At 45.3% G+C, this 20,177-nt stretch carries 25 protein-coding genes; 6 read left to right on the plus strand and 19 right to left on the minus strand.

Features of this window, described 5'->3' with window-relative positions:
- Positions 1-6 precede the first annotated feature (6 nt).
- The 17 genes from SANK73390_RS11980 to SANK73390_RS12060 form a co-directional block, all read right to left on the minus strand.
- Entirely contained in the window at positions 7-1,389 is a 1,383-nt protein-coding gene (locus SANK73390_RS11980) for a hypothetical protein (RefSeq protein WP_462766231.1), read from the minus strand.
- A 2-nt stretch (positions 1,390-1,391) separates the two neighbouring features.
- The gene (locus tag SANK73390_RS11985) at positions 1,392-5,402 is read right to left on the minus strand and encodes a phage tail tip protein J-related protein (protein WP_462766232.1); all 4,011 of its coding nucleotides are present in this window, start codon (positions 5,400-5,402) and stop codon (positions 1,392-1,394) included.
- Complete coding sequence (locus SANK73390_RS11990; protein WP_462766233.1) at positions 5,395-5,793, minus strand: DUF6950 family protein; 399 nt, start codon at positions 5,791-5,793, stop codon at positions 5,395-5,397. Before SANK73390_RS11990 ends, SANK73390_RS11985 begins: the two co-directional genes overlap by 8 nt.
- Positions 5,777-6,364: a hypothetical protein gene (locus SANK73390_RS11995; protein ID WP_462766234.1), complete on the minus strand. Its 588-nt coding sequence runs from the start codon at positions 6,362-6,364 to the stop codon at positions 5,777-5,779. Before SANK73390_RS11995 ends, SANK73390_RS11990 begins: the two co-directional genes overlap by 17 nt.
- Positions 6,365-6,970: a hypothetical protein gene (locus SANK73390_RS12000; protein WP_462766235.1), complete on the minus strand. Its 606-nt coding sequence runs from the start codon at positions 6,968-6,970 to the stop codon at positions 6,365-6,367.
- Positions 6,971-7,066: 96 nt separating this feature from the next.
- Positions 7,067-10,156: a tape measure protein gene (locus SANK73390_RS12005; RefSeq protein WP_462766236.1), complete on the minus strand. Its 3,090-nt coding sequence runs from the start codon at positions 10,154-10,156 to the stop codon at positions 7,067-7,069.
- Positions 10,116-10,517 carry a hypothetical protein gene (locus SANK73390_RS12010; protein WP_462766237.1) on the minus strand — a complete coding sequence of 134 codons (402 nt, stop codon included), beginning with the start codon at positions 10,515-10,517 and terminating at the stop codon, positions 10,116-10,118. Before SANK73390_RS12010 ends, SANK73390_RS12005 begins: the two co-directional genes overlap by 41 nt.
- Positions 10,478-10,801 (minus strand): hypothetical protein, encoded by a 324-nt coding sequence (locus SANK73390_RS12015; protein ID WP_462766238.1) that lies wholly within the window; start codon positions 10,799-10,801, stop codon positions 10,478-10,480. The genes SANK73390_RS12010 and SANK73390_RS12015 overlap by 40 nt, the downstream gene beginning before the upstream one ends.
- A gap of 9 nt (positions 10,802-10,810) precedes the next feature.
- Complete coding sequence (locus SANK73390_RS12020; protein ID WP_462766239.1) at positions 10,811-10,978, minus strand: hypothetical protein; 168 nt, start codon at positions 10,976-10,978, stop codon at positions 10,811-10,813.
- Between the two features lie 27 nt (positions 10,979-11,005).
- Entirely contained in the window at positions 11,006-11,905 is a 900-nt protein-coding gene (locus tag SANK73390_RS12025) for a hypothetical protein (RefSeq protein WP_462766240.1), read from the minus strand.
- Positions 11,898-12,056 carry a hypothetical protein gene (locus tag SANK73390_RS12030; RefSeq protein ID WP_462766241.1) on the minus strand — a complete coding sequence of 53 codons (159 nt, stop codon included), beginning with the start codon at positions 12,054-12,056 and terminating at the stop codon, positions 11,898-11,900. The genes SANK73390_RS12025 and SANK73390_RS12030 overlap by 8 nt, the downstream gene beginning before the upstream one ends.
- A complete protein-coding gene (locus SANK73390_RS12035; RefSeq protein WP_462766242.1) occupies positions 12,053-12,490 on the minus strand; it encodes a phage tail terminator protein in 438 nt (145 codons plus the stop codon). The genes SANK73390_RS12030 and SANK73390_RS12035 overlap by 4 nt, the downstream gene beginning before the upstream one ends.
- Positions 12,491-12,503: 13 nt before the next feature.
- Positions 12,504-12,950: a phage virion morphogenesis protein gene (locus SANK73390_RS12040; protein ID WP_462766243.1), complete on the minus strand. Its 447-nt coding sequence runs from the start codon at positions 12,948-12,950 to the stop codon at positions 12,504-12,506.
- Positions 12,950-13,411, minus strand: coding sequence for a phage protein Gp36 family protein (locus SANK73390_RS12045; protein WP_462766244.1), 462 nt, complete (start codon positions 13,409-13,411; stop codon positions 12,950-12,952). The genes SANK73390_RS12040 and SANK73390_RS12045 overlap by 1 nt, the downstream gene beginning before the upstream one ends.
- 35 nt (positions 13,412-13,446) lie before the next feature.
- Positions 13,447-14,373, minus strand: a complete 927-nt coding sequence (locus tag SANK73390_RS12050) for a capsid protein (protein WP_462766245.1) — start codon at positions 14,371-14,373, stop codon at positions 13,447-13,449.
- A 10-nt stretch (positions 14,374-14,383) separates the two neighbouring features.
- The gene (locus SANK73390_RS12055; protein ID WP_462766246.1) at positions 14,384-14,767 is read right to left on the minus strand and encodes a hypothetical protein; all 384 of its coding nucleotides are present in this window, start codon (positions 14,765-14,767) and stop codon (positions 14,384-14,386) included.
- 5 nt (positions 14,768-14,772) lie between these two features.
- Positions 14,773-15,930, minus strand: coding sequence for a hypothetical protein (locus SANK73390_RS12060; protein ID WP_462766247.1), 1,158 nt, complete (start codon positions 15,928-15,930; stop codon positions 14,773-14,775).
- A gap of 149 nt (positions 15,931-16,079) precedes the next feature.
- Between SANK73390_RS12060 and SANK73390_RS12065 the strand changes: the two genes are divergently transcribed.
- From SANK73390_RS12065 to SANK73390_RS12075, 3 genes are read left to right on the plus strand one after another with little or no spacing between them, the layout of a single operon-like run.
- Complete coding sequence (locus SANK73390_RS12065; protein WP_462766248.1) at positions 16,080-16,388, plus strand: hypothetical protein; 309 nt, start codon at positions 16,080-16,082, stop codon at positions 16,386-16,388.
- Positions 16,389-16,403: 15 nt separating this feature from the next.
- On the plus strand, positions 16,404-16,832 hold the full coding sequence (locus SANK73390_RS12070) for a hypothetical protein (protein ID WP_462766249.1): 429 nt from the start codon (positions 16,404-16,406) through the stop codon (positions 16,830-16,832).
- Entirely contained in the window at positions 16,825-17,262 is a 438-nt protein-coding gene (locus SANK73390_RS12075; RefSeq protein ID WP_462766250.1) for a hypothetical protein, read from the plus strand. The genes SANK73390_RS12070 and SANK73390_RS12075 overlap by 8 nt, the downstream gene beginning before the upstream one ends.
- A gap of 88 nt (positions 17,263-17,350) precedes the next feature.
- On the opposite strand, the gene SANK73390_RS12080 is transcribed toward SANK73390_RS12075, so the two are convergent.
- Positions 17,351-17,716 (minus strand): DUF3775 domain-containing protein, encoded by a 366-nt coding sequence (locus SANK73390_RS12080; RefSeq protein ID WP_462766251.1) that lies wholly within the window; start codon positions 17,714-17,716, stop codon positions 17,351-17,353.
- Positions 17,717-18,087: 371 nt separating this feature from the next.
- Positions 18,088-18,483, minus strand: coding sequence for a hypothetical protein (locus SANK73390_RS12085; protein ID WP_462766252.1), 396 nt, complete (start codon positions 18,481-18,483; stop codon positions 18,088-18,090).
- A 172-nt stretch (positions 18,484-18,655) separates the two neighbouring features.
- Between SANK73390_RS12085 and SANK73390_RS12090 the strand changes: the two genes are divergently transcribed.
- Genes SANK73390_RS12090 through SANK73390_RS12100 form a run of 3 tightly spaced genes read left to right on the plus strand, consistent with a single transcriptional unit; the run spans position 18,656 to position 20,171 of the window.
- Positions 18,656-19,309, plus strand: coding sequence for a hypothetical protein (locus SANK73390_RS12090; RefSeq protein WP_462766253.1), 654 nt, complete (start codon positions 18,656-18,658; stop codon positions 19,307-19,309).
- Complete coding sequence (locus SANK73390_RS12095; RefSeq protein WP_462766254.1) at positions 19,309-19,719, plus strand: N-acetyltransferase; 411 nt, start codon at positions 19,309-19,311, stop codon at positions 19,717-19,719. Before SANK73390_RS12090 ends, SANK73390_RS12095 begins: the two co-directional genes overlap by 1 nt.
- A 23-nt stretch (positions 19,720-19,742) precedes the next feature.
- On the plus strand, positions 19,743-20,171 hold the full coding sequence (locus tag SANK73390_RS12100) for a hypothetical protein (protein WP_462766255.1): 429 nt from the start codon (positions 19,743-19,745) through the stop codon (positions 20,169-20,171).
- The last annotated feature ends 6 nt before the right edge of the window (positions 20,172-20,177 follow it).

The raw sequence follows: 20,177 nt of genomic DNA on the forward strand, positions 1-20,177 counted from the left end.
ATTACCTCAAAATAGATCGTTGATTTGTTGCGTAGTTAGCGTGCCGTCTATAACGGCGCTAAATGCGGTGTTTAATTTTGTATGTAATGATGTGAGTTGTTCAGTTGCCAGCACTGCGATTGCGCAGTGAGCACGAGTATGCAGCTCCGATAAATTAACGCGGGTAGCAACCTCGTCAATTTCGTATTTATGTTCAACTACGGCTTGTGCAGCACTCGATATTTCAACAGAGGCGTTTAATACTCTGAGTTCTGCACCTAACACTTTGTCAGCAGAAATGAGAGCATTGTTTTGTGCTGTTATAGAACGGTTTTTGTGCTGCTTTGTCACGTTTTCGAGTGACTGCATTTGAGCGTTAAAATGCATCATTGATTGATTCAATGCAGATACTCGGTCATCAATTAAAACTTGTGTCGTGGTAGACAAATTGACTATTTCAGCTTTAACTTGATTGCTATGTACAGCTGCATCAGTAGCCACATTTTGAGCTGTGCTTGTCGCATTATTAATGCTGCTTAATGCATTTGATGATTTGGCTTCAAATTCTGATTTGAGCGTGAGAATTTCACTCAAAAACGCCGAACTTTGCGTTTGTGATTGTTCAGCCGCCTCACTGGCCAAAACAGCTATAGACGCAGCGGCATTTGATTGATCTTTGAATAACTTGGATTCTTGAGTGCTTTGGCCTACATCAACTTTGCATTGCCGAACTACAGTTAAACTTTCTTCGATTACGTTTGCTGTACTTGCGACAAATGCCTTTGCTTGTATCACTTCGTCATGCTTTGCAACCATGTCACTGTGTTTAGTGATCACATTGTTGTTTGCGCTGATCACAAACTGATATTGTGATTCAAATTCACTGAGTCTCGGATTAACTGTCGCCAACGTGACTTGGTTCTCAGCTATTGCAGCCGACATTTGGGCTAAATCAGTGCTGGCACTCATCGCAACTTGGGCAAGCTCAGCAATTTTTGTTGGTGTGGGTATCGCGTTTTGCTCGCCCAGAAACGTAGTAATCGGGTAAGTGTCATCGGTGCTAGAAAACCAGCCCGTTATTTCACTCTCACGTTGATGCCATTTTGTTTGTAGGTCGGCTAAACTTTTTGCTAAACGGGCAGTCGTCGTTGACGTAAAGTTTTGGACTAAACCATAATTGATGTTGTTTGCATCGTAGTTTGGAGAAAACTGCTGGCCATCAAGCATACCAACACGCAATAGTGAGTCACCGATCACTTCAACAACCTGTAAAAATACGTCGTGGCCATTAGCAATAAAACACAGTAAGTCGCCCGCTTGTGCTTTAGCCACTCGTTCAAACAGCGTGTTATTGCCCATAATTATTGGGCTGTTTTTTTGTATCGTAATGGTGCCGATAGAGTAGGTCATCGCTAGCCCCTTTTATAAATGACAGCAACCAGCTTTACCTGGTCTGGTGAATCGAATGTGACGTTGTGGCGCACTTGTGCGATGGTGTAACGCTCTTCAGATTGAGAGGGTTGGCGCATGCCTTTGCCAGGCATAGAGCTTGAGCAGATCAGGTCACCCGTTTGTAGGTTGCCGCCTTCGCCGCAGACATTCATTGCGCCTTCACCGCCTGCGTTTATGCTCGCGACATCATACAAGTAGGCGAGTTGTTCCCACTCGTCCAAACCGACTAAGCCTGCTGGTTGGGAATCGGTCAACGTACGGCGGCGGGTATATACACCGCGCACTGTAATATCCATGGGCGCATTTGAAAGTTTTGCAGTGCAAATGGCGTTGGAGATGTTAGCAATGTGCATTAGCTCATCATCGCAGAGAATATCTCCCGGTTCTGGAGTTAGCTCTTTGGGTAACAGGGTTTCATGCGCAGAGGTATGGGGGCCGATTTCACCTGAATGGGCGTACAACGCCCAGAAGCCAGCATCAACTTGTATGCCGGTCTCGTGGTATTTAACGTTGATGCCCGTCGAGCCAGTTAACCCATTGTTATACACAAACATGTTGCGGTGAAAACTTTCACCTGAAGCGAGCAACCTAGAATTTATTACACCATTTTGTCTAAGTGCAAGCATGCCCGAACTTGCTGTTATTGTGCTGCCACTGCCAGCATCCCAAGTGCAAGAACGTAGCGTTGCGGAATTTATAGTCCCACTTGTTGCATAGATACTGCCCGAAAACGATCCACTTGTTGCGTTGATATGACCCGTAAATGAGCCGCTATTAGCATACACATTACCTGAGAATGACCCACTCGTTGCGTTTATGTGCCCCGTAAACGACCCGCTACTCGCATTAATATGCCCATTAAACGAGTATTTTCCCGCGCTGCTATCAAAATACACTGCGCTGTTATTACTGTTATCCAACAATTCAAAAACGCCGGCTTTTACACGCATTCGCCCGGGTGTAATAGTCATGCCTGTCACATGGCCATTTACATCAACGCCGATTTCGGCGCGGGCGTCTAATTGCCCCAGTTTATTTGAATGAGCAGTCATTAGGTTGATAACACTGGCTGTGCCTGATGGTGTACTCACGCTCACATTACGCACAAAATTAGCCAAAGCGCTATCGCTGTCGGTTTTTGTGAAATAGACTTCGCTAAGCGCTGCAAAGTTATCATTCACCTTGCTTTCTAGAGTCGATACTTTCGCTGTTATCGCACTTTCTGTGTCGCTTTTTGTGTAGTAGTTCTGAGTGATATATGCATGATTGCCGTTAAATTCTGAACGCAATGTACTCGCTTGTGCACTTATAGCGCTTTGTGTATCAACTGCTGTATAAAACGTTTGATTCAAATACGCCAGATTGTTGTCAACTTGCGCTTGTAGTTCGGTTTTAGCTTGCGACACTGCGCTGTCTGCATCTGCTTTGGTGATGTAGTAGGTGGTAATTTCCGCGTGATTGTCACTGACTGTTGACGTGAGCTGCGTAATCTTCGCGCTCATTGCTTCGTTTTCAGTAGCTTGAACAGTAACTACCTCATCTATTGTTGCAATGGTGTCATCCGTTTTCTTTTCCAAGCTCAACGTGCTGTGCAGATCAGCATCAAAAACAAGCTCAGCATTCAATGCTTGTTCTAGAACTGACTCAGCGAGTTCGTCCATTTCACTCAACCGCTCTGTTATGTCTTCTAAGTCACGCGGGCCTACGCCAATTGCACTGAACGTCTGACGGGCTGACTCGCCATCGTAATACGCCGTAACCGTCACTGAACTGGTGCCGTTTTCATCTACTTGCAGCTCAAACGGCAATTCAGTCTTATTAAGTCTGTCGTTGGTTTGTTCAATGAATATCTGTGCGTCTACGGTGTCATCTAACGTTACAGTAAACGCTTGGTATGCAAGCACGGCTTTGCTTACTTTGTCATACAGCACCGCTTTAGCTGTGTGAGTTAGATTCGCAGGAGTCCAGCCAATGCCTGTGCCCGTCCAAGTCGGCGACTGGGTTAGTTCAAATGATAGGGTAGACAGTGAAATATGATTCACCGCGCTTTGCGTTGTAATGCTGCGTGTTACCCAGTCACTTTCGCCCACGTTGTTTACTGCACGGCATTTGTACGAATAACGTGTATTGGGCGTTAGTCCATTTTTGGTGTAAACATTTGATGTAACGGTAGGGCTGTCAACTGGCACGTCATCAGCACCGAGCCAAACCCATTCAATTGTGGTACCCAATGTGTTGTCGTATAAGATGGCGGATAACGTAACACTCACATCACTTATATCTTCAATGATTTGAGGTAGGAGCGGTTTATCAATTTTAAAGTCGATGGCGTTAGATGCACTTGATTTACCCAGCACATTAACAGCCTTGACTTGCGCAATAAACCTACCGACTTGTAGACTTCTGATAAGTGCAGCAGTGTAGTTAAGTCGCTGTTTATCTATGAGCTGCTTTGAATTGTCATCCTTTAATACAAACAGGTCTACAACATAACTCTCAACAGCATCAGGCGCGTCATGGCTCCACGTTAATTCATAATAACCATCTGATCGCACATTAATCGCAAGATTATCAACAGGGTCAAGTTGTCCTGGAACGTAATCCGTATTAGGCGTTAAGTCAGCTACACCTGGCACTAAACCATCCGCCCAAATGCCCGAGCCATCCTCTATACAACGTATGGTTACGCCTCTATCAAGCCTAAAGCGACGGTCAATAACACGATAAATTTTATTCGAGATGTGATACTCAGGTATATTAACCAAAATTGTACGACCAACAGCAGCGCGTAAACCAACATGGCGTAGTGGCAATTCAATCATGCCCAAGCGACTTTGCTCTAGTGAAATAGCCGCTAGGCGCTGAGCCGTTGCGCTACTGCGTACAAATGGTAAAGATAACGTTTGCTCTAAGGGTTGTGCGTCTTGCTCTAAGTAAGATTGCGCAATGACTGGCGGTGCATCAGTTCGTTCATAGTTTTGTTTGGGGTCAACAAATTGTGCACGCACAGTATTGGCACGCTCTCTCAAGTCCGCATGCCACTTTATTTTTACGTCCCCCATAATATCGGCCATCGTGACCGTGTAAGTGGGCGTTCCATACCAAGCACCAACCCGTACATACCATTGCCCCATTTGACGAAAGACCTTGCCAGCAAAGCTACGTTCTAACTGCTGCAAAACTTCCAAGGGCTTAGATGTAAATGCAAATGTCCCGTTGACAGTGTAACGGGGCTCTTTGTGTGTCACACCTTGGCTATCCGTATACTCTGCTAGCTCATCACATACATTAGCCGCAGCAATCCACCAATTCATAGGCAGGTGACTAACCGGCACCTGGTTAGCACCATAAAAGCGCACGTAGTGCAACGTACACAGCACAGCGTTTTGTGACCATTTCCACGTATTTCTATCATCTGGGTTTTGGCTAGTGTCGCGCGGGTCCCATACCCGTGCGCCACGTATTAAAAACTCACAGTCATTAACGCCGTCGGGAAACACATCACGATTATTTTCAAACTCGATAAATATATGGGCTTGGTCATAACCAATATGCTTGCTTGTCCAACCCGCCATATTTTGTACGGCCATAGAGATAGCTGACGTATGACGGCCATCAGCTACGGCATAGTTATAAGACTCTCGTGGGTAACTGTTTAGTGGTTTGTTTGCAATGTAGATGTTTTCGAGTGCATCAATTGGTGCACCATTGATGAGTACTATCAATTGAATGTACTCTTTTTCGCCTCGTGTTTTGGTTGCCTGGTGCGCTATCACACCACCCACACGGTCACGGCCAAAAGTAATTCTTCTTGGTTGGTCTATGCCTTTTTGTAAACCCTTTGCCAATGTAGCAACATCAGGCTCGGGCTGATCTGGTGTATCAACCAAGCCACCAAACAACGCGCCAACTGTAAAATCTAATACACCACCAACAACGTCTTCAACGACAAAATCAACGACTTTACTCATGGACGTCCTCCAATGAGTAAACGTAACTGACTGCATCCAAGGGTAGAGTAGTCACACCGGTGTCAGACACGCAGTAAACACAGCCAAGGCCGATGATGCCACCAACTAATTCGTCATTGTGCATGCACAACGCAATATCGCCACGACATGCGTAATTTTTATCAATGGGTTTTGCGTTTAAACGTGATTCAAACGCATGTTTAAAGTCGCGTTTAATGATGTTTAAACCCTGTTTAAACGACTTGTACGAGCCGCGCTCTGGCGCAGGGTCAAACCCGTGGTACGCTCGTATCCAATCAGCAACAAATAAGCAGCAGTCAAATGTACCAAATTCAAATTCTTTTGTTTCACAGCTTGCTAAGTAATTATGTAGATCAGTGGCGTTGAACATAGCGACCTCCACCAATTCGGCGACCTGGCTGGGTATCGGGCAAATGTGTCGCGTTTGTTGACGCTTGTTCGTTGAAAAATTCATCCCCGGGGAACAGGGCTTTTTGTGTTGCATCATTCCAGCGTTGATGCAACCGAGCTTGCTGCCAACGCTGTGATTCCCCCGTAACACTGAGTTCTATCTTAGATAGTGCACCACGTTCGCTGTTACTCGCCGCCACTTGGCCACTTTCAATTAGCTGGTACTCTTGTGCGCGATAATGCGCATCAACAGCAACCAGCCAAATATCAACATCAACCCCTACAGGGTCATTGGCGGCAATTTCGCCCAATATATCGGGGTTAGGGGTGGTAAATGTGAGTTGAATATTGCTCACAGAGTTATTATCGTTCGCGGGAATTTCGCTCACTTGGCCAAGCGCCCCCAAGCCGAACCACGTTTGATTTAAAAATCGACGTTCACCGACACCCGTGTGAACACGTAATGTCCCAGATTTAAATTTCAGGCTAACAAAAAAGCGCGCTCTGCCGTTCTCAAGCTGTGCGATTAATGAGGATTTAACGGCTTCCATTTAGAACGCCTCCCGTCCGCGAATGCGCCAACTTGTGACCACGCCATTTTTAAATTGTGCGTCAGCAAGGCCCTGTTTATTATCAATTAACCTAAAGACACCTGCCGGCTTTTCAAAGTACACAGGGGCATTGTGCTCAGGGATACGGCGCATAGGGGATTCAAAACGAAGCATGGTAGAACCAACTGTTGCGGGGACTACATTTTCAGTGAGTATTTTTAGCTCAGCCGCCGCACCAGAACCAATTTGAATTTTTTCACCGGCTCTGGCGTACACATAACCAGGTGGTAAATTTGTCACAGCTAAAGTCGCACCGTCCTGGTTCCAACCACTCACATACGCAGGCGTGTTTAAATGTGTTTGTTCGCGTCGATAGTCATGCATCAAGAACCGGCCAACACTACCACGCAAAGAGGCCAAAAAGCCGTCTAGTTCAAGCGCATCTGCTTCAGGCACATTGTTAAGCTCAATTTCAAATTCCCAATAAGCGCCCTCGTTGTCGAATACTTCGGTAGCGTTATTAGATTTATTAACGTGCAACTGGCTATTTGGGACCAATCTAAATACACAAGATTTCGGCGGTTTAGGGAGAGGCAAATGCTCCATTATTTTTCATCGCTCTTTGCTTTACTTGTGAGCGAGTATAAAAATTTGTGAGGGAGAATTTAGCTGTAAAACGTTTTACATAGGGGGAGGGGCTGACTACGCAGCCCCACGAATAGCGCGAATTATCGTACCATTACTGGTGATATTGGCAACCACAACTGCTTCAATTTTGGTAGCAATATTTTGCGCCATCTCTTGACCTTGTACATCACTGTTTGAAGCGGCAACCGTAATTTGATTAGTGATAGCAACACTTACATTACCTTGGTTGGCTGCTCGTTCGCGTGCATTGTAATGGCGAGCCATCGCACTGACTTCAATATTTTGCTTAGGTGATAACACTCGCTCACCTCGCTGTAACAAATAGGTACTCTCATTCGGCACATAATCTAAACCACCATGCGCAATACCTGCGGGTTGCTGGGCTTTAATTTGCCTAACTTGTGCCATACCCATTGCAACCGCAGCAGCAGCGGCCGCTGCCCCAAGAGCTGGACCAACAACTGGAATAGGGGATAGCGCAGCAAACGCGCCAGTTGCCGACTCGTAGGTTTTGATGAGTGCTTGAGATATTGCAAACGCTTTATACATCTTAAATGCGGTCTTGCTTTGCTGACCCATTGCTTTTAAACCAGCAGCACCCAGCCCCAACACGGCATCTGACTTTTCTGCGGCGTTTTTCTTCTCCCAGTTAGCAAATTGCACTAAGTGCTGCTGAAGCGCACCGGTGTTTTTGGTCTTTAGCTGCATCAAACGCTCTTGATGATCCCACTCGCGTTTCTCTACTTCAGATTGAAAGCCTTCAGCAGCCAGCAGTTCCTGCTGACGTGCAATGTCGCGAATTTGGTTATCAGCGTTATGCTGCATTTCGCCTTTTTCGTCATTCGCTGCGATACCAATGGATTGACGACGTGCCGCATCGATACGCGCTTTCTGTTTGGCTTGTTCAACTGCTAGCTCATTTTCATATGCGGCAAGGGCCTCACGACTCGAATGACCCTTTATTTGAGCAATGCGGTTTTCGAGCGCTGCGCGTAAATCGTTTCGGCGTTTCTCTTCTGCTTGGTTTTGAATGCGGTTTTTTTCAGCCTCACGTTTTTTAGTCAGCGCTTTAACATCCTCGGTATATTTTGCGTCTAGCTGAGTGAGTAGTGCATCATACTTCGCTTTGTTAGCTGCATCGTTATCTCGTGCACTTGTTACCATTTGCCGGCGTTTCTCATAACTGGCTTTTAAACGCGCTTCTTCATTGAGTAATGAGAGTTGTAGGCGTTGAATATTATCGGGTAATGCACCAGTCTGCGTATTGGTTTCTGGTGTTTGTGTTGGTGCGGGTTTGGCTATCTCGCCTTTTAATTGCTTTTGTAACGTCAGTAAACGGTTTTGCTCTGCAACTAGCTGCTCAACTTTGGCTTCTTGTAGTGCAATTTCCTCGTTCGACTTTTTAATTTGGTTCTTTGACAGTTTCACGCGTGCCATTTGGCCAACGCCAAAAATGCTATTGTTTGAAATTAATATGCCATTTTGCACTTCGTTTTTAAGCTGGTTTATCTCTTTTTTGGCTTTTTGAATTTGCTTGCTGGTTGATTCAAACGTGCGATTCACCTCAACTAATCGCGCAGCACGGGCTTTTTCTGTCAGTGTTTCAAATCCGCCAGCCAGCTCATCCACCTTATTTTTTAATTCACTGGCTGAACGCGCGCCACTGTCTCCCTGTGTGGCAAAATAGGCAATGGCTAAGCCCGCTGTCATCGCAAGACCTACTGGCCCACCTAACAACCCCATGGCACCAGACAACGCTCGGCTTGAAATGCTCGCTCGCGTTGCCGCAGCACTGTATGCATTGGTGGCGGCTGTATGTGCAGTTTGCGCAGCTAGGGCGCGTTGGTTCGCAGCCGCTAAGTTATGGATAGCATTTGTACGAATGGCGGTATTGCGTGCCATCGCTAATTGACGCTGCGCTGCTTGTTGCTGCTGTATTGCATATTGCACTTCAACGGCCGCATTGCGCTTGGCTTGAGCCGCTAATTGCACTTGGGCTTGTAACGATTGCTGTGTCGCTAGCGTTTTGGCCGTAAATGCTTTGGCTGAGTTGTACACACTGCCGGCTAATCGAGCGCCAATTACAACAGCAAGTAGGGTCGCTGAGGTCGTCAGTCCATCAACAAGTCCCTGATTTTCCCGTAGCGCTTGCATCGCTTGTGTGATTTGGCTCACAACGCCCGTGACAGCAAAATTTACAGGCTGCTCATAATGGCGAATAAGCCGTTGATACTCGTTACCCATTTCAGCAAACGACGCGTTAATTTTACCTTCAGTGGCCTCAGCGGCTCCTGCGTAGTCTTCAAGTGCCTTAACGAGATAGTTTTTGAACATCTGGCTTGTAACTTGGCCATCGTTCACCATCTTTCTAAAACCACCGGCCGCTTTGCCTGCTGCTTTGTCGAGCTTTTGTAAAAGCCCAGGCATTGGCTCGGTCACTTGGTTCAGTTCTTCAGCTCGCAGCACCCCCGCAGTCATCCCTTGCGTCATCCCGAACAGGCTTTGTTCAAGTTGCACATTGCTTGCGCCGGTTCTTGCTGCGGCGTTCGCCATCCCTTCTAAAATGGCAATACCTTCGCTTTGCGTTACAACGCCCACATTTTGTAGGTTCAGTATTTTGGAATAGCTATCTGCTAAAGTGGTGTATTGCGTATTGAGCCTATCCGCAGTCGAAAATAGATAACTTTGCACCGCGTTGTATTCTTTGGCTGTACTCGTCAAACCTTTCAAACGCGTATCGAGCAATTGCGCATTGCCGGTATCTTTTACAAACATGGCCGCCGTGCCAACACTCAACACTGACGCAATGCTGATAGCCAGTTGTGAATAGCCGTGGCTCAAAATCCCCAATTGGCTCCCCATTGTCGCTTGCTGGCGTAGCAATTGCCCCTGGCTAACCCCTAATCGTTGATTTGCTGCGGTTATTTGGCTCACGTTTGAATTAAGCGTGCCTAGCTGGCCGCCCATCGTTGAATGCTGGCGCATCAATTGTGCTTGGCTTGTGCCTAAACGCTGGTTAGCCGTCACTTGTTTGTTTACGGCATTAGGGAGCTGGTTTAAATCTTGAACATTTTTTGCCGCGCCAGTCGTTACGGCCCGACCATCATATTTTAAGCGTAACGCTAAGTTCAGTTGGTTTTTCATCGGGCCGCCTTATTAATCCTATTATCAATCGTTCTAGCTGTTGCAGCTTGTTAAAATCGGTTGGGCTCAGCGTAATATCTGCATAGCGCCAAGCAACATCAGCCCTGGCATAATCAAGCGCCAGCTCAATGCCGTCTTTACACAGTTGCCACTGCGTGCCGGCAGTGGTAAGCGCGGTTACAGCGGGCCAGTTATTAGGTAGCACATAAAGCGTATCGTCAGCAGTGTGTTTTTTTACTGGAGCACCAAAGTGGGCTTCATCGTTATCTAATGCTTGGTTGGTTGTTGCCAAATCGCCCACATACCACTTGGCAACGTCAATCAGTTTTTTTCGTGAATGCGGTACTGCGCGTTGATACACTCAATGGATAGCCGCCCAGTAATTGCCGCATAACTGAGCATTTCTTCTAATGCGCTGGCACTAAATTCAACTGGCTCACCTTCATCAATAAAGTTGTCCCAGCCAATAAGCAGCGCACGCACAATATCTGGATCTTTCTTGGTCCCATCAATCAACGGGGCCAACTCCGCATCGCTCATCAGTTTAATTTTTGCGTCAAATTTGAATTCAATACCGCCAAACTCAAAGTCGATAGGGGCGTTTACAATCACGCCCTGTAGCTTGTTTAATAACTTCAGTTTCATCGTGTTACCTTATTGTCTGTTGTAGTCTTCAGTTAGCTGCTTTGCTTCAGCTTTGGCTTCTTTCAGCGTGTTGAACTTCAAAATGCCGTTGCTATCAAAGCAAAAGGCAGGAGTTTTACCACGTTGTTTCGCTAATACGGTATAGAACTCAATCTCGCCTGTATGTTTGTTCATCATATTCACAGCTTGAAATTTCATAACAGATCACTCAAATACTAACGTCAATTCATCGTACCCAGCACCGCTTGGCACCAGCTTGCCGTCCAGCTCGTAGCCGGTCAGTTCACTCTCTAAACTGGCGTATTTAGGTACCGGCAACTGAAAGCGGCCAGTCAGTGTGAATTTTTTACCCGCAGTGGTACCATGGCTAAATTCAAACTGTTGCACGTTACCAACCTCATTAAACGGGTTATAGTTGGCGAGTTTGTCTGCGCTCAGTGTCATTTGCGCTTTAGCTTCATGACCTGTGAGCATAATGGCCTCGTGGTTGATTGCGCGGTCGAAGATCACATTATTACCAACATCCACATTCAACTTATGTAAGATGCGCGCAACATTATTGAGCTTAAATACTGAGTTGCATTCAACACCCAGCACCTCGGGGCGTTGCCAGCGGTTCCAATCAACAGACGGGGGCGCAGCGGAATTAATCGGCGTACTAAACAGTCCCTTAAATTGCCAATTGAGCTTAGGAATACCTTTTTCTAGGCTCAGTGATACATTGCCCAGCATTTCACTTATCTCATGGGTGTTCTCGCCAAAACGCATCAATGCTTTTGCTTTGGTTGCCTCGCCCAGCGCAAATGTCACACTCGATGCCGCTGTAACTTGCACAAAACCACAAGCTAATAAAAGTGGGGCGATAGCCGGCGCTTGCCCGGGTGTGCCACACATTGACAGCGGCGTTTTAAAATTCAGGGTCACGTGCTTGCCAAATACCACTTCTAGGCTCGCGCCACTGTGCGCGGTTTCTAGCTCGTCTTTGTCCGTTTCAGATTCAATATTAAACTCAACATCGGACGCATAAACGGCATGTTGGCCCGTCAACGTCGTACCGAGTGCATCAATCAGTAACAGCTTGTCTTTATAACGCCAGCTATTCATCAGTTACCCCTTGCTTTAGTTCGTTGTTCGTCAGCTCATACGCTCCCGACACTTTGCCTTGCTTGCGCGCTTGTGCAAGTGCATTCAGCGCTGCTTGGCTTGGTGTGAGTGCCTGGTTAGTCGCACTCTTTTCAGTTGCTTGCTTTGTCATGGCATGGTCCTCACATTGACGGTGACATAGCCAGTTATCGAAAACTGGCATTGATAAATAAGATTTTTGGTTTTTCGGTTCATTTCTATAATGCGGCCTCGGTGCAGTTTAATAGGCTCGAAATTGCTAAACGCCAATCCTGCCAGCTCGGTTTTAATGCGCGTTCTCAGCTTGTTTAAATGGTCGATGGCCAACTTGTTACCGCTGTTGGTGGGTACCACAATCACAACGGCAAATATCTCAGTAACGCGATATGTGTCTGCGCCTGTTACGCTTTCGCTTGCTTCGTTATCTTCATCGAGCGGCAACACAATCAACGTAGGGGATTGCGCCGGCTTTTCGCGTAACTCATTTAAATCAGCAGCTACGCCAACGTGTGCACAATTAGCCCGTTTTAATAGGCTTTCAATCTTGTTTAAATCGAAGTTAAACACTGTTTAAACCCGTTTAAATCAACCAATCGCTGACCATGCCTAAAATGACATTCGTCTGCGATGATTCAATACCAATGATTGGGCGAGCAGGGAGCTTGACCGATTTATTACGCCCCGTTTCGCCCCCAAAATGATGAATTGCTGCGTATTTCACTTCAGCCATACCGTGCTCTAACACATCACCCTCAGCGTCATGTGTTACAGAGCCTGCTAAATCACGTGTGTTGGTCAACGTTAATCCGGGCTTTTCTGGCTCTCGCCCAACCCCCGTTCTTGCAGACTCCGATTGCTCCCATTTGGAGCCATCAGGCGCTTGCTCTTGGCGAAAGCGCTCGGTTACGTCTAAATCGAGAAACGCACCAATGTCGTCGAGCACTTCTTCAGGCTTAGCACTCACATCAGAGAGGTTTGCTAAGCTACGCAGAGCATCACCCGACACCTCAACGAATACGGTACCCATCAGTACGCATCCCAATTAAAGTTAGAAATCGGTTTAGCGGTTTTCATGCCTGGGCTATAGCTAGGTGAGGGCGCTTTAACTTGTAACGTACCTTTTTCAATTTTCTCAAGCTGGCGTATCGCAAAGTCACGGCGCTTAATGTAACTTTCGTCGCTGTCGTTGTTACACAGTTCGTAGCGCATCAAGTCAGTTGCGATTGATGGGATCACACTATTTTTTACCTCATCAACAGACAGGGTATATTTACCTACGAACCCAGCAATCAAATTGTGCGTGTTCGCCTTTGCTGCATCAAACCACTCTAAAATACGTTCCTGTATGTCACCGTCTGGGGCTGAAAATAGTGCCGTTTCAATGTCGCTTTCCTGTATTGCACTGTCGTAGCCAAATCGCCCAGAAGCAAACTGTGCTAATAGATTTAAGCCTATGCTATTGACTGTGTGTTCTGTGTTTACGTACATATTCACCTCGTGTAAAGGCGGTTGCCCGCCTAAATCTAAATAACTTCGGTTAGCAAAATACCGGCATCTTTAGCTAAGGCTATTTCTTTGACCGTCTCACCGACCATTATTTCAACACCGCCACGCAGTCCCGCCGCAACATCTCGATTACCAGAAACGCGCTGGCCATACTGTGCGGTTAAACAGAATGTCATGCGGTCATTTTGAAAACTGGCCAATGGATCAACATAGGTAAAAGACAACATGTCTTGCCATGCACGCTCAAAAGTCGGTGCTTTCCCTTTTTTAGCCGTGTTAACGCGGCTCGCACCTACCATGATGTTGTCAAGTTCTAATGCTTCTTTTACAAACGCCCAAGGTACCAATCCCTCTTCACCCATAGAGCCGTTATAAGCTTTAATCATTTTTTTGTTGGTCCGAATGGCCCGCGCAACTTGGTGACTCATCGTCGCTGTATTTGGTCTCATCAGAGGCGTATCCAGCATTTCGAGCATAAATGGCAAAATGTCTAAATCAGGGTTGTTTAGCTTCTTATAATTAGCAGCAGCAAGGCTTTGTGTATTTGCATAGTTGCTTGGTTTAGCGTACATCTGCGCAACGCGAACTTCACGACTCAATAAAATTAAGTCCGTCATTGCCTCGACAGCATGATTACGAGGATTGTAGTTTTCAGGAGCGTTATCAACGTCGTCATTTGGAATGACATCCGATAAACCATAATCGCTACAACTATCGGTTTCTTGGTCAACCGTAAACTCGACCTGTCCGGGTTCAGATTTACGGCCAATTAACGTGTCTGGCACTGTAAAGCGCTCTTCTTTTTTGTACACGTTGTATTTAAATTCTCTCTTACCAACTGTCGAACGAGGACACACTAAATCAGCAATTAACGCGGTGTTACGATAGGCAATTGCGACGGCTGTTTGCTCAACACTCGGTGTAAATGGCATGCCATTAGACATAACTCACTCCTTATTTAACTATTAACATTGGGCGAATAATGGCTACACCAACGGTACCCGCATCGCCAGCTTCTACCGTTTGGCCAACTATCCATACTTGTTCATCTTCTGCATGGTTAGCTGGGTCAAAGGCAATAGCTTTGCCATCTGCATCAGAAATAAATGGTGCGCCAGCGGCTAAATCTCCGCCGTATTCCACATAGCTCATGCCTGACATGACAACATCCACTCGACCTTGGTCAGTAGAGCCATGTTCAGACAAACCAGCTACAGACTCAGCAGCACTGCTTGCTTGCCGTGCTTCACGGTCTTTTAAACCGGTGAATGAAACAATTCGGTACTGGCCTACCGCACTCGGTGTTGTAAAGTTCTTTATTAATCCCGGGTTTGCCATCGCTCTTACTCCGCTTTAGGGATAACGGCACTCATTGCCTCAGAAATACTGATAGTTATCCCTTTATCAGCTTGTGATTTTTGAAAGTCTTGGGCCTTAGCAGCCAACTGCGTTGCACTCAGCTCGCCGTTTTGTTCGTCTTGCTCGCTCTTGCTAAAGTCCTTGGTTAAGCCCGATTGCTCCGGCAACGACTTTAACAACGATTTGAAATATTCACTTTGGCTAACTTCGCGCTTGTCGTTGCCGTCTGCTGCTGAAAATTCAAATGTTTGCTCAGTACCACTGTCTAGCGATGCCATAAAGTCAGCAATACCATCAGTTACGGTTAAGCGCGGGGCTTTACCACCGTTAACTTCAGTATCAATAAATGTCTGCGCATCACGTTTACGCGCGTTGTATTCAAGCTGCGCATTGCGTTTGTTCGACGCGTCCAGTTTGGCTTGCAATGCCGCTTCGGCTTCGGTTGGTTTCGGTTTGTCACTCACTTGCGTGTCCTCTTGTTGGGGTGGGGCTGCGGCAAAGTCCGCATCTTGCGCCTGCTGGCGCTCATGTTCAGAAAGGGTTGCTTGCTCTTGAAGGTTTTCCGCTTCCCAATCACTAAATACTTGGTCGGCTTCTTCTTTACCGAATCGGTCGGTTATAAAGCGCTTTAGATTACTCACAAGGCGAACTAGGCTGCGGGTTGTATCAATACTCATGCGCTCGATGCGGTCACTGGCTGCAAACTCAAACACCACGGCCTCTGTACCATCTTCATCTTTGCTGAACTGCCACGCCATGCCCTCAACCGCTGGCGGCTTAGCGCCTAAAAAGCCTATGTGTGCCAATTCATAACCGCTTTCAGTTTTGGTGAGTCGTACAGAACGGTTAGGGTAGCGTTTGTTCTCCACCGCTTGCGCAAAGTCACAATCAACGTCTTCAGCACGGGCAAATAAGCTATCGCCTTCTATTTTGAGTTCAGAGGCCCAGCCCCATGCGGGATCGTCAGTTTTTGGGTGGCCAACAACAAGCGGGGAAGCCTTCGGCCTAAAGTTTTCAACAACGCTTGCCAGGTCCGTTTTGGTAAATTCGTTCTCTTTACCTGCCGAGTCGGTATGTGTGCCGGCCTTGAAAATTTCAAACCAATCAAAAGACGTGTTTGCCTTGTTTGCTTTGGTGGTCATCGTGCTCACTCTCGTTAAATATCATGAGCACAGATTAGCGAATGGTAGGAGAGAAGTTAGCTGTAAAACGTTTTACATATAAACAAGTTACGCCATTTATTTAGACTAAACACCGAAAACAAAACGATCAACTATTTAAGGTCTAACTTATGTATAAATTTGCGAAAGTTTACGAATCAAATGGTTTTCAGGTGCTCATTAGAAAGTGCACGGATGATGAACAAGAAAGCAACCCACCTAAAATTTCTATCATTCTCTATTGCGCTTGCGGTACTGAAGTAGATATTGGTGCAACGTTCAGCGGCCCCGCAGACGCGGCACAATTACGAGCTGAATTTTATTTTACGAATCTTGACCAAAACGCCATCGATAAGTTCACAAAACATATGAGCCCCGATTGGAATGTAGAGCAAATGCAACACTATCTAGAACGACCTTCAGAATCACCGTTAATCTAACCAAAGGCCAATATCATGAACCAAAAACGAATACTCGACCAACACAGCGCTGTTTTACATCTGCTCGCCGCTAAACAATTAGGCCTGAGTGCGCAATGCATGGCGTTTAAACTACTTAGTATACCGACTGAAAATACCACCCATCCTAGTGACCCAGGCGATTTTAACCGCTGCTTGCGACTTCTAAACGCAGTGCCTGAACTGCGCGAACGCATACCAAACATGGCAAATGTTAGCGCGTATTGGGAAGCGATTGCTGAACACTGGGATGACATTGAAGCAACGTTTTTGGGTGAGGTCGGATACGACTGGTCAAAAGGAAATAGCGCACCTGAAACATACCAATTAATGAAAACAGTGCTTAAAGACGTACAGCCACGCAAAGACGACATCCCCGTATTTTCAATTCAGTTACCTAAAAAGAAGGGCAGAAAAAATGTTTAACCTATTCAAACTCTTTAAAAAGAAGCCGAAAAAGCAATACCAACTAGCTGAGTTTAGTTTTCGACGGGTGCATGGGGGTCGCACGCAGGTTTATCACACAGCAACTAATGAGTGGTTAACCTGGCATTTAATTGTTGATGATGTTTTTGACGCAGCGGGGGAGCATGTGACCGAAACAGATTTACACCACGCACTCATTGATACCACAGGCAACGTTACACAAAGCGTTGTTCATGAGGGGTTAGACCACATGCCAAACCATTGTGTTGGGGTTGATTTAGCTAAACCAGACAATACATCACGCACTGTTGAGTCTACTGTTTCGCATACATCTAGTAGCAGTAGCCCAAGTTGGTCACATTACGATTCGGGATCAAGCAACTCAAGTTCATCAAGTTTTAGCAATTCAGGCGGCGATTCATGGGATTAAAGAGCTGGAAAACACAAACTGTCAGCGCCTAACTTAAAAGATACAGGCTTAAACTAGCCTGTATCAAAAAATTGATTGGAGTAGCTTTTTAATTTGCAATACCCAATTTACTTAATCCATCTTTAAGGTATTTTGCTAAGGGAGCTTTATCAGAAATATAGTTAGCATATTCTCTTATATCCTTAGGAACCTCCGCCACTAAATCGTCAAAATCTTCAGCTGTTTCTCCACCTTCACCTCTGCCCAATTTCATAATGGCACCTAATTCAGCTAACTCGTCTTTTGTAAGAGCTGTTACAGCTTCTTTTAGTGCTTGTTCTTCCTTTGAAATTGAAGATAGCTCCTCCAAAGAAATGTCCGTCCCACTTGTTATTCTAGACTCTCTTGGTTGAGAGTAAGCTAATTGGGCTTTGTTAATTATATCCTGAACTGTTTCTATGGTTATATTTGGCATAAAGGTGTCCTTTTATTTATAGTGTCTTTAACTGGTACCGTAGTAGGAACATCATTTTACGGCACAAGGGGAAAACTAATAATAGACATGATTCCCCTAAAAGGATAACAGCAACCAAAGTAACTCCTGCCGCGCTTTTTACCATCCAATCACAAACCCACCCAACACAATCACACACAACCATGTTTAAACCGTGTTTAAACGGCGTTTAAATTTGTTTAAACGGTTTTTAGATGAACCAGACTACTGCAAATGAGTTTAAAGCGCGTAGAGCGTGTTTGAGGCGTTATTTTAAAAACGGGGGTAAGAAGGGTGGTTGGTGTTACTGAATGTAGGTTTAAGGGCGGTTAAATACTAACCGCCCAACCAAACTAAAACCACTCTTGACGTTTACTGTCTAGAGTGTACCCCCCCGCTACAATAGCAACTGAGATAAGGGCTTTTACATACCATAGTGTGTACCATGGCTTTTCTATTACATGGCTAAGTATCAACTCATCAGACACACCACCCCAATAGTCAAACGCGGGGAATAACGAGCAATAAATCCCAAACACCAAAAGTGGCCAGATAGTCACTGAAATACTGGCTAGACGCACCGCCCCGTAAGACACTGTGCACAATACAATGTACCCTAACACTTCGATACTAAGTTCCCATGGCAAATTAGTTAACTGTTTAAACTGCCATATAGCCCATGCTGCTATAGCAAGAACAATAAACGCAAAAGCACCAGCCGTATCTGAACGACTATCATGTCTACTCATATAAATTTCCTTGTTTTGTATAATTTCAAATCAAATAGTATTAAGTAGAGAAATAAAAACAATAATAAAGTGTATATTTCTAAAAATAGTTGAAACCTATCATCCTCATCATCGTTGCTACGCACTGTCAATTAAATTACAATTCCATGGTTTTATTTAACAAGGATTTTACATGCTTAAGCGGTTCATCATTTTAGTTCTCACCTGCATGACTTTTACAGCCTCAGCAAATTTCCCCTATGAGCCATCGGATAGTGAAGATAGCGAAGTGATACAAAAACAAATGGAGCATAATGCTCAAATTGCAAAGTTCACGCTGCCACTGATTTTATTGGTCGTAGGTTTTGCGGTGTTTGTTCATTACTACCGTAAGGGCAAATTTGATAAACACGAATTGGTGCGGTGGCGTTACAATGTTTTGCGCTATCCAAATCACGCGGCGCTACTACATGAGGCTACGCTGCAAATGCAAGTCGGTTACAACGAACCCTCGTCAAGAATATACGTGCATTATGTAACGTTGGCGTTTCGCACAGCCATGATCACATTAGCCAACCAAGACAAGATCACTAACCCTGAGCTGTTGAAAGTAATTATTGATACCGTAGACAAAATTGACTATCAACGCGCGGTTTGGGACGCAAAGAAGTTATTATCAGAAGAACTTCATGACCTAGCAGATGATCAAAGCCCTGGCTTTCTATCCATTAGAGCGCAAGTTAACCACATCAATGACATTCTGACAGACAGTAGCACTGAATATGTGGCGTTAAAAGCCGCATATAGAGAGCTATGCAAGAAAGATGAAGAACAGGGAGTTACTTAATGGATGAATACCCCGAAATATCAGCATTTAACGCTGAGTTAAACACCTATTTAAAAGCGCGTTTTAACTATAAAACAGACCCAGCCGATGTTACAAGCTTTGGTAAAACTGTTGATGTTAGGCGCAGCAAATTGGAGCTTTACCTTCGTTACAAGCCCGACTACTACAAAGTTTACAATGCAAATAGTCTAGTGATAGCAAGGATCTATTTTGATAAAACGCGCCGTGGCCACGGCACCGATTTACTCAGGTTCTTTGTGTCAGTTGCGCCTAAGTTTGGTATTGAACATATTGCAGTTGAAATGGCGGGGCAGAATGCCATTGCATTTTGTAAGGCTAATGGATTTGAAGAAATCGCTAATAAGGTATGGAGTGTTGCAGTATCCAACCTGAGAACTTATTTACATTGATACTCAACAGAAGGAATCTACAAATGAAACGTGTAATTTTTATGATCACAACAGCCGCGCTACTGAATGGCTGTCAATCAACAGAAAGTATATATAGTGCTACTGCTCAGTTAAAATATCCAAATGTAATAGAGAAAGAGGCAGTAACCAAGTCAGCTTATGCATATATCCCATCATCTCTTAAAGATCCAGAGTCACTTAAGGTGCTTAGTGTAGATAGCTATAAGTGTTATGCCAGCAACATGGATTTTACAGATAATATTTCGCCTAAATTTGACTATGGTTACTGGTGTCACTTTATCACTTACACAGCAACAAACTCATATGGTGGAAGGGTTAAAGGGAGTGAAGTTTACGTGCAAAGAGAACAGTCGTTACTCACAGTAAATCAGCTAGGCGAGGTAGTTCGAAAAGCTGATGACGTATACACGACGTTTGCACCTACAAATTAAAACCGA

The sequence above is a fragment of the Pseudoalteromonas sp. SANK 73390 genome (genome assembly GCF_054966645.1).

Excerpts from the sequence above, each read along its gene's own strand:
- SANK73390_RS11980 (WP_462766231.1), bottom strand. The coding sequence starts at position 1,389 with ATGACCTACTCTATCGGCACCATTACGATACAAAAAAACAGCCCAATA.
- SANK73390_RS11985 (WP_462766232.1), bottom strand. The coding sequence starts at position 5,402 with ATGAGTAAAGTCGTTGATTTTGTCGTTGAAGACGTTGTTGGTGGTGTA.
- SANK73390_RS11990 (WP_462766233.1), bottom strand. The coding sequence starts at position 5,793 with ATGTTCAACGCCACTGATCTACATAATTACTTAGCAAGCTGTGAAACA.
- SANK73390_RS11995 (WP_462766234.1), bottom strand. The coding sequence starts at position 6,364 with ATGGAAGCCGTTAAATCCTCATTAATCGCACAGCTTGAGAACGGCAGA.
- SANK73390_RS12000 (WP_462766235.1), bottom strand. The coding sequence starts at position 6,970 with ATGGAGCATTTGCCTCTCCCTAAACCGCCGAAATCTTGTGTATTTAGA.
- SANK73390_RS12005 (WP_462766236.1), bottom strand. The coding sequence starts at position 10,156 with ATGAAAAACCAACTGAACTTAGCGTTACGCTTAAAATATGATGGTCGG.
- SANK73390_RS12015 (WP_462766238.1), bottom strand. The coding sequence starts at position 10,801 with ATGAAACTGAAGTTATTAAACAAGCTACAGGGCGTGATTGTAAACGCC.
- SANK73390_RS12020 (WP_462766239.1), bottom strand. The coding sequence starts at position 10,978 with ATGATGAACAAACATACAGGCGAGATTGAGTTCTATACCGTATTAGCG.
- SANK73390_RS12025 (WP_462766240.1), bottom strand. The coding sequence starts at position 11,905 with ATGAATAGCTGGCGTTATAAAGACAAGCTGTTACTGATTGATGCACTC.
- SANK73390_RS12030 (WP_462766241.1), bottom strand. The coding sequence starts at position 12,056 with ATGACAAAGCAAGCAACTGAAAAGAGTGCGACTAACCAGGCACTCACA.
- SANK73390_RS12040 (WP_462766243.1), bottom strand. The coding sequence starts at position 12,950 with ATGGGTACCGTATTCGTTGAGGTGTCGGGTGATGCTCTGCGTAGCTTA.
- SANK73390_RS12045 (WP_462766244.1), bottom strand. The coding sequence starts at position 13,411 with ATGTACGTAAACACAGAACACACAGTCAATAGCATAGGCTTAAATCTA.
- SANK73390_RS12050 (WP_462766245.1), bottom strand. The coding sequence starts at position 14,373 with ATGTCTAATGGCATGCCATTTACACCGAGTGTTGAGCAAACAGCCGTC.
- SANK73390_RS12055 (WP_462766246.1), bottom strand. The coding sequence starts at position 14,767 with ATGGCAAACCCGGGATTAATAAAGAACTTTACAACACCGAGTGCGGTA.
- SANK73390_RS12060 (WP_462766247.1), bottom strand. The coding sequence starts at position 15,930 with ATGACCACCAAAGCAAACAAGGCAAACACGTCTTTTGATTGGTTTGAA.
- SANK73390_RS12065 (WP_462766248.1), top strand. The coding sequence starts at position 16,080 with ATGTATAAATTTGCGAAAGTTTACGAATCAAATGGTTTTCAGGTGCTC.
- SANK73390_RS12070 (WP_462766249.1), top strand. The coding sequence starts at position 16,404 with ATGAACCAAAAACGAATACTCGACCAACACAGCGCTGTTTTACATCTG.
- SANK73390_RS12075 (WP_462766250.1), top strand. The coding sequence starts at position 16,825 with ATGTTTAACCTATTCAAACTCTTTAAAAAGAAGCCGAAAAAGCAATAC.
- SANK73390_RS12080 (WP_462766251.1), bottom strand. The coding sequence starts at position 17,716 with ATGCCAAATATAACCATAGAAACAGTTCAGGATATAATTAACAAAGCC.
- SANK73390_RS12085 (WP_462766252.1), bottom strand. The coding sequence starts at position 18,483 with ATGAGTAGACATGATAGTCGTTCAGATACGGCTGGTGCTTTTGCGTTT.
- SANK73390_RS12090 (WP_462766253.1), top strand. The coding sequence starts at position 18,656 with ATGCTTAAGCGGTTCATCATTTTAGTTCTCACCTGCATGACTTTTACA.
- SANK73390_RS12095 (WP_462766254.1), top strand. The coding sequence starts at position 19,309 with ATGGATGAATACCCCGAAATATCAGCATTTAACGCTGAGTTAAACACC.
- SANK73390_RS12100 (WP_462766255.1), top strand. The coding sequence starts at position 19,743 with ATGAAACGTGTAATTTTTATGATCACAACAGCCGCGCTACTGAATGGC.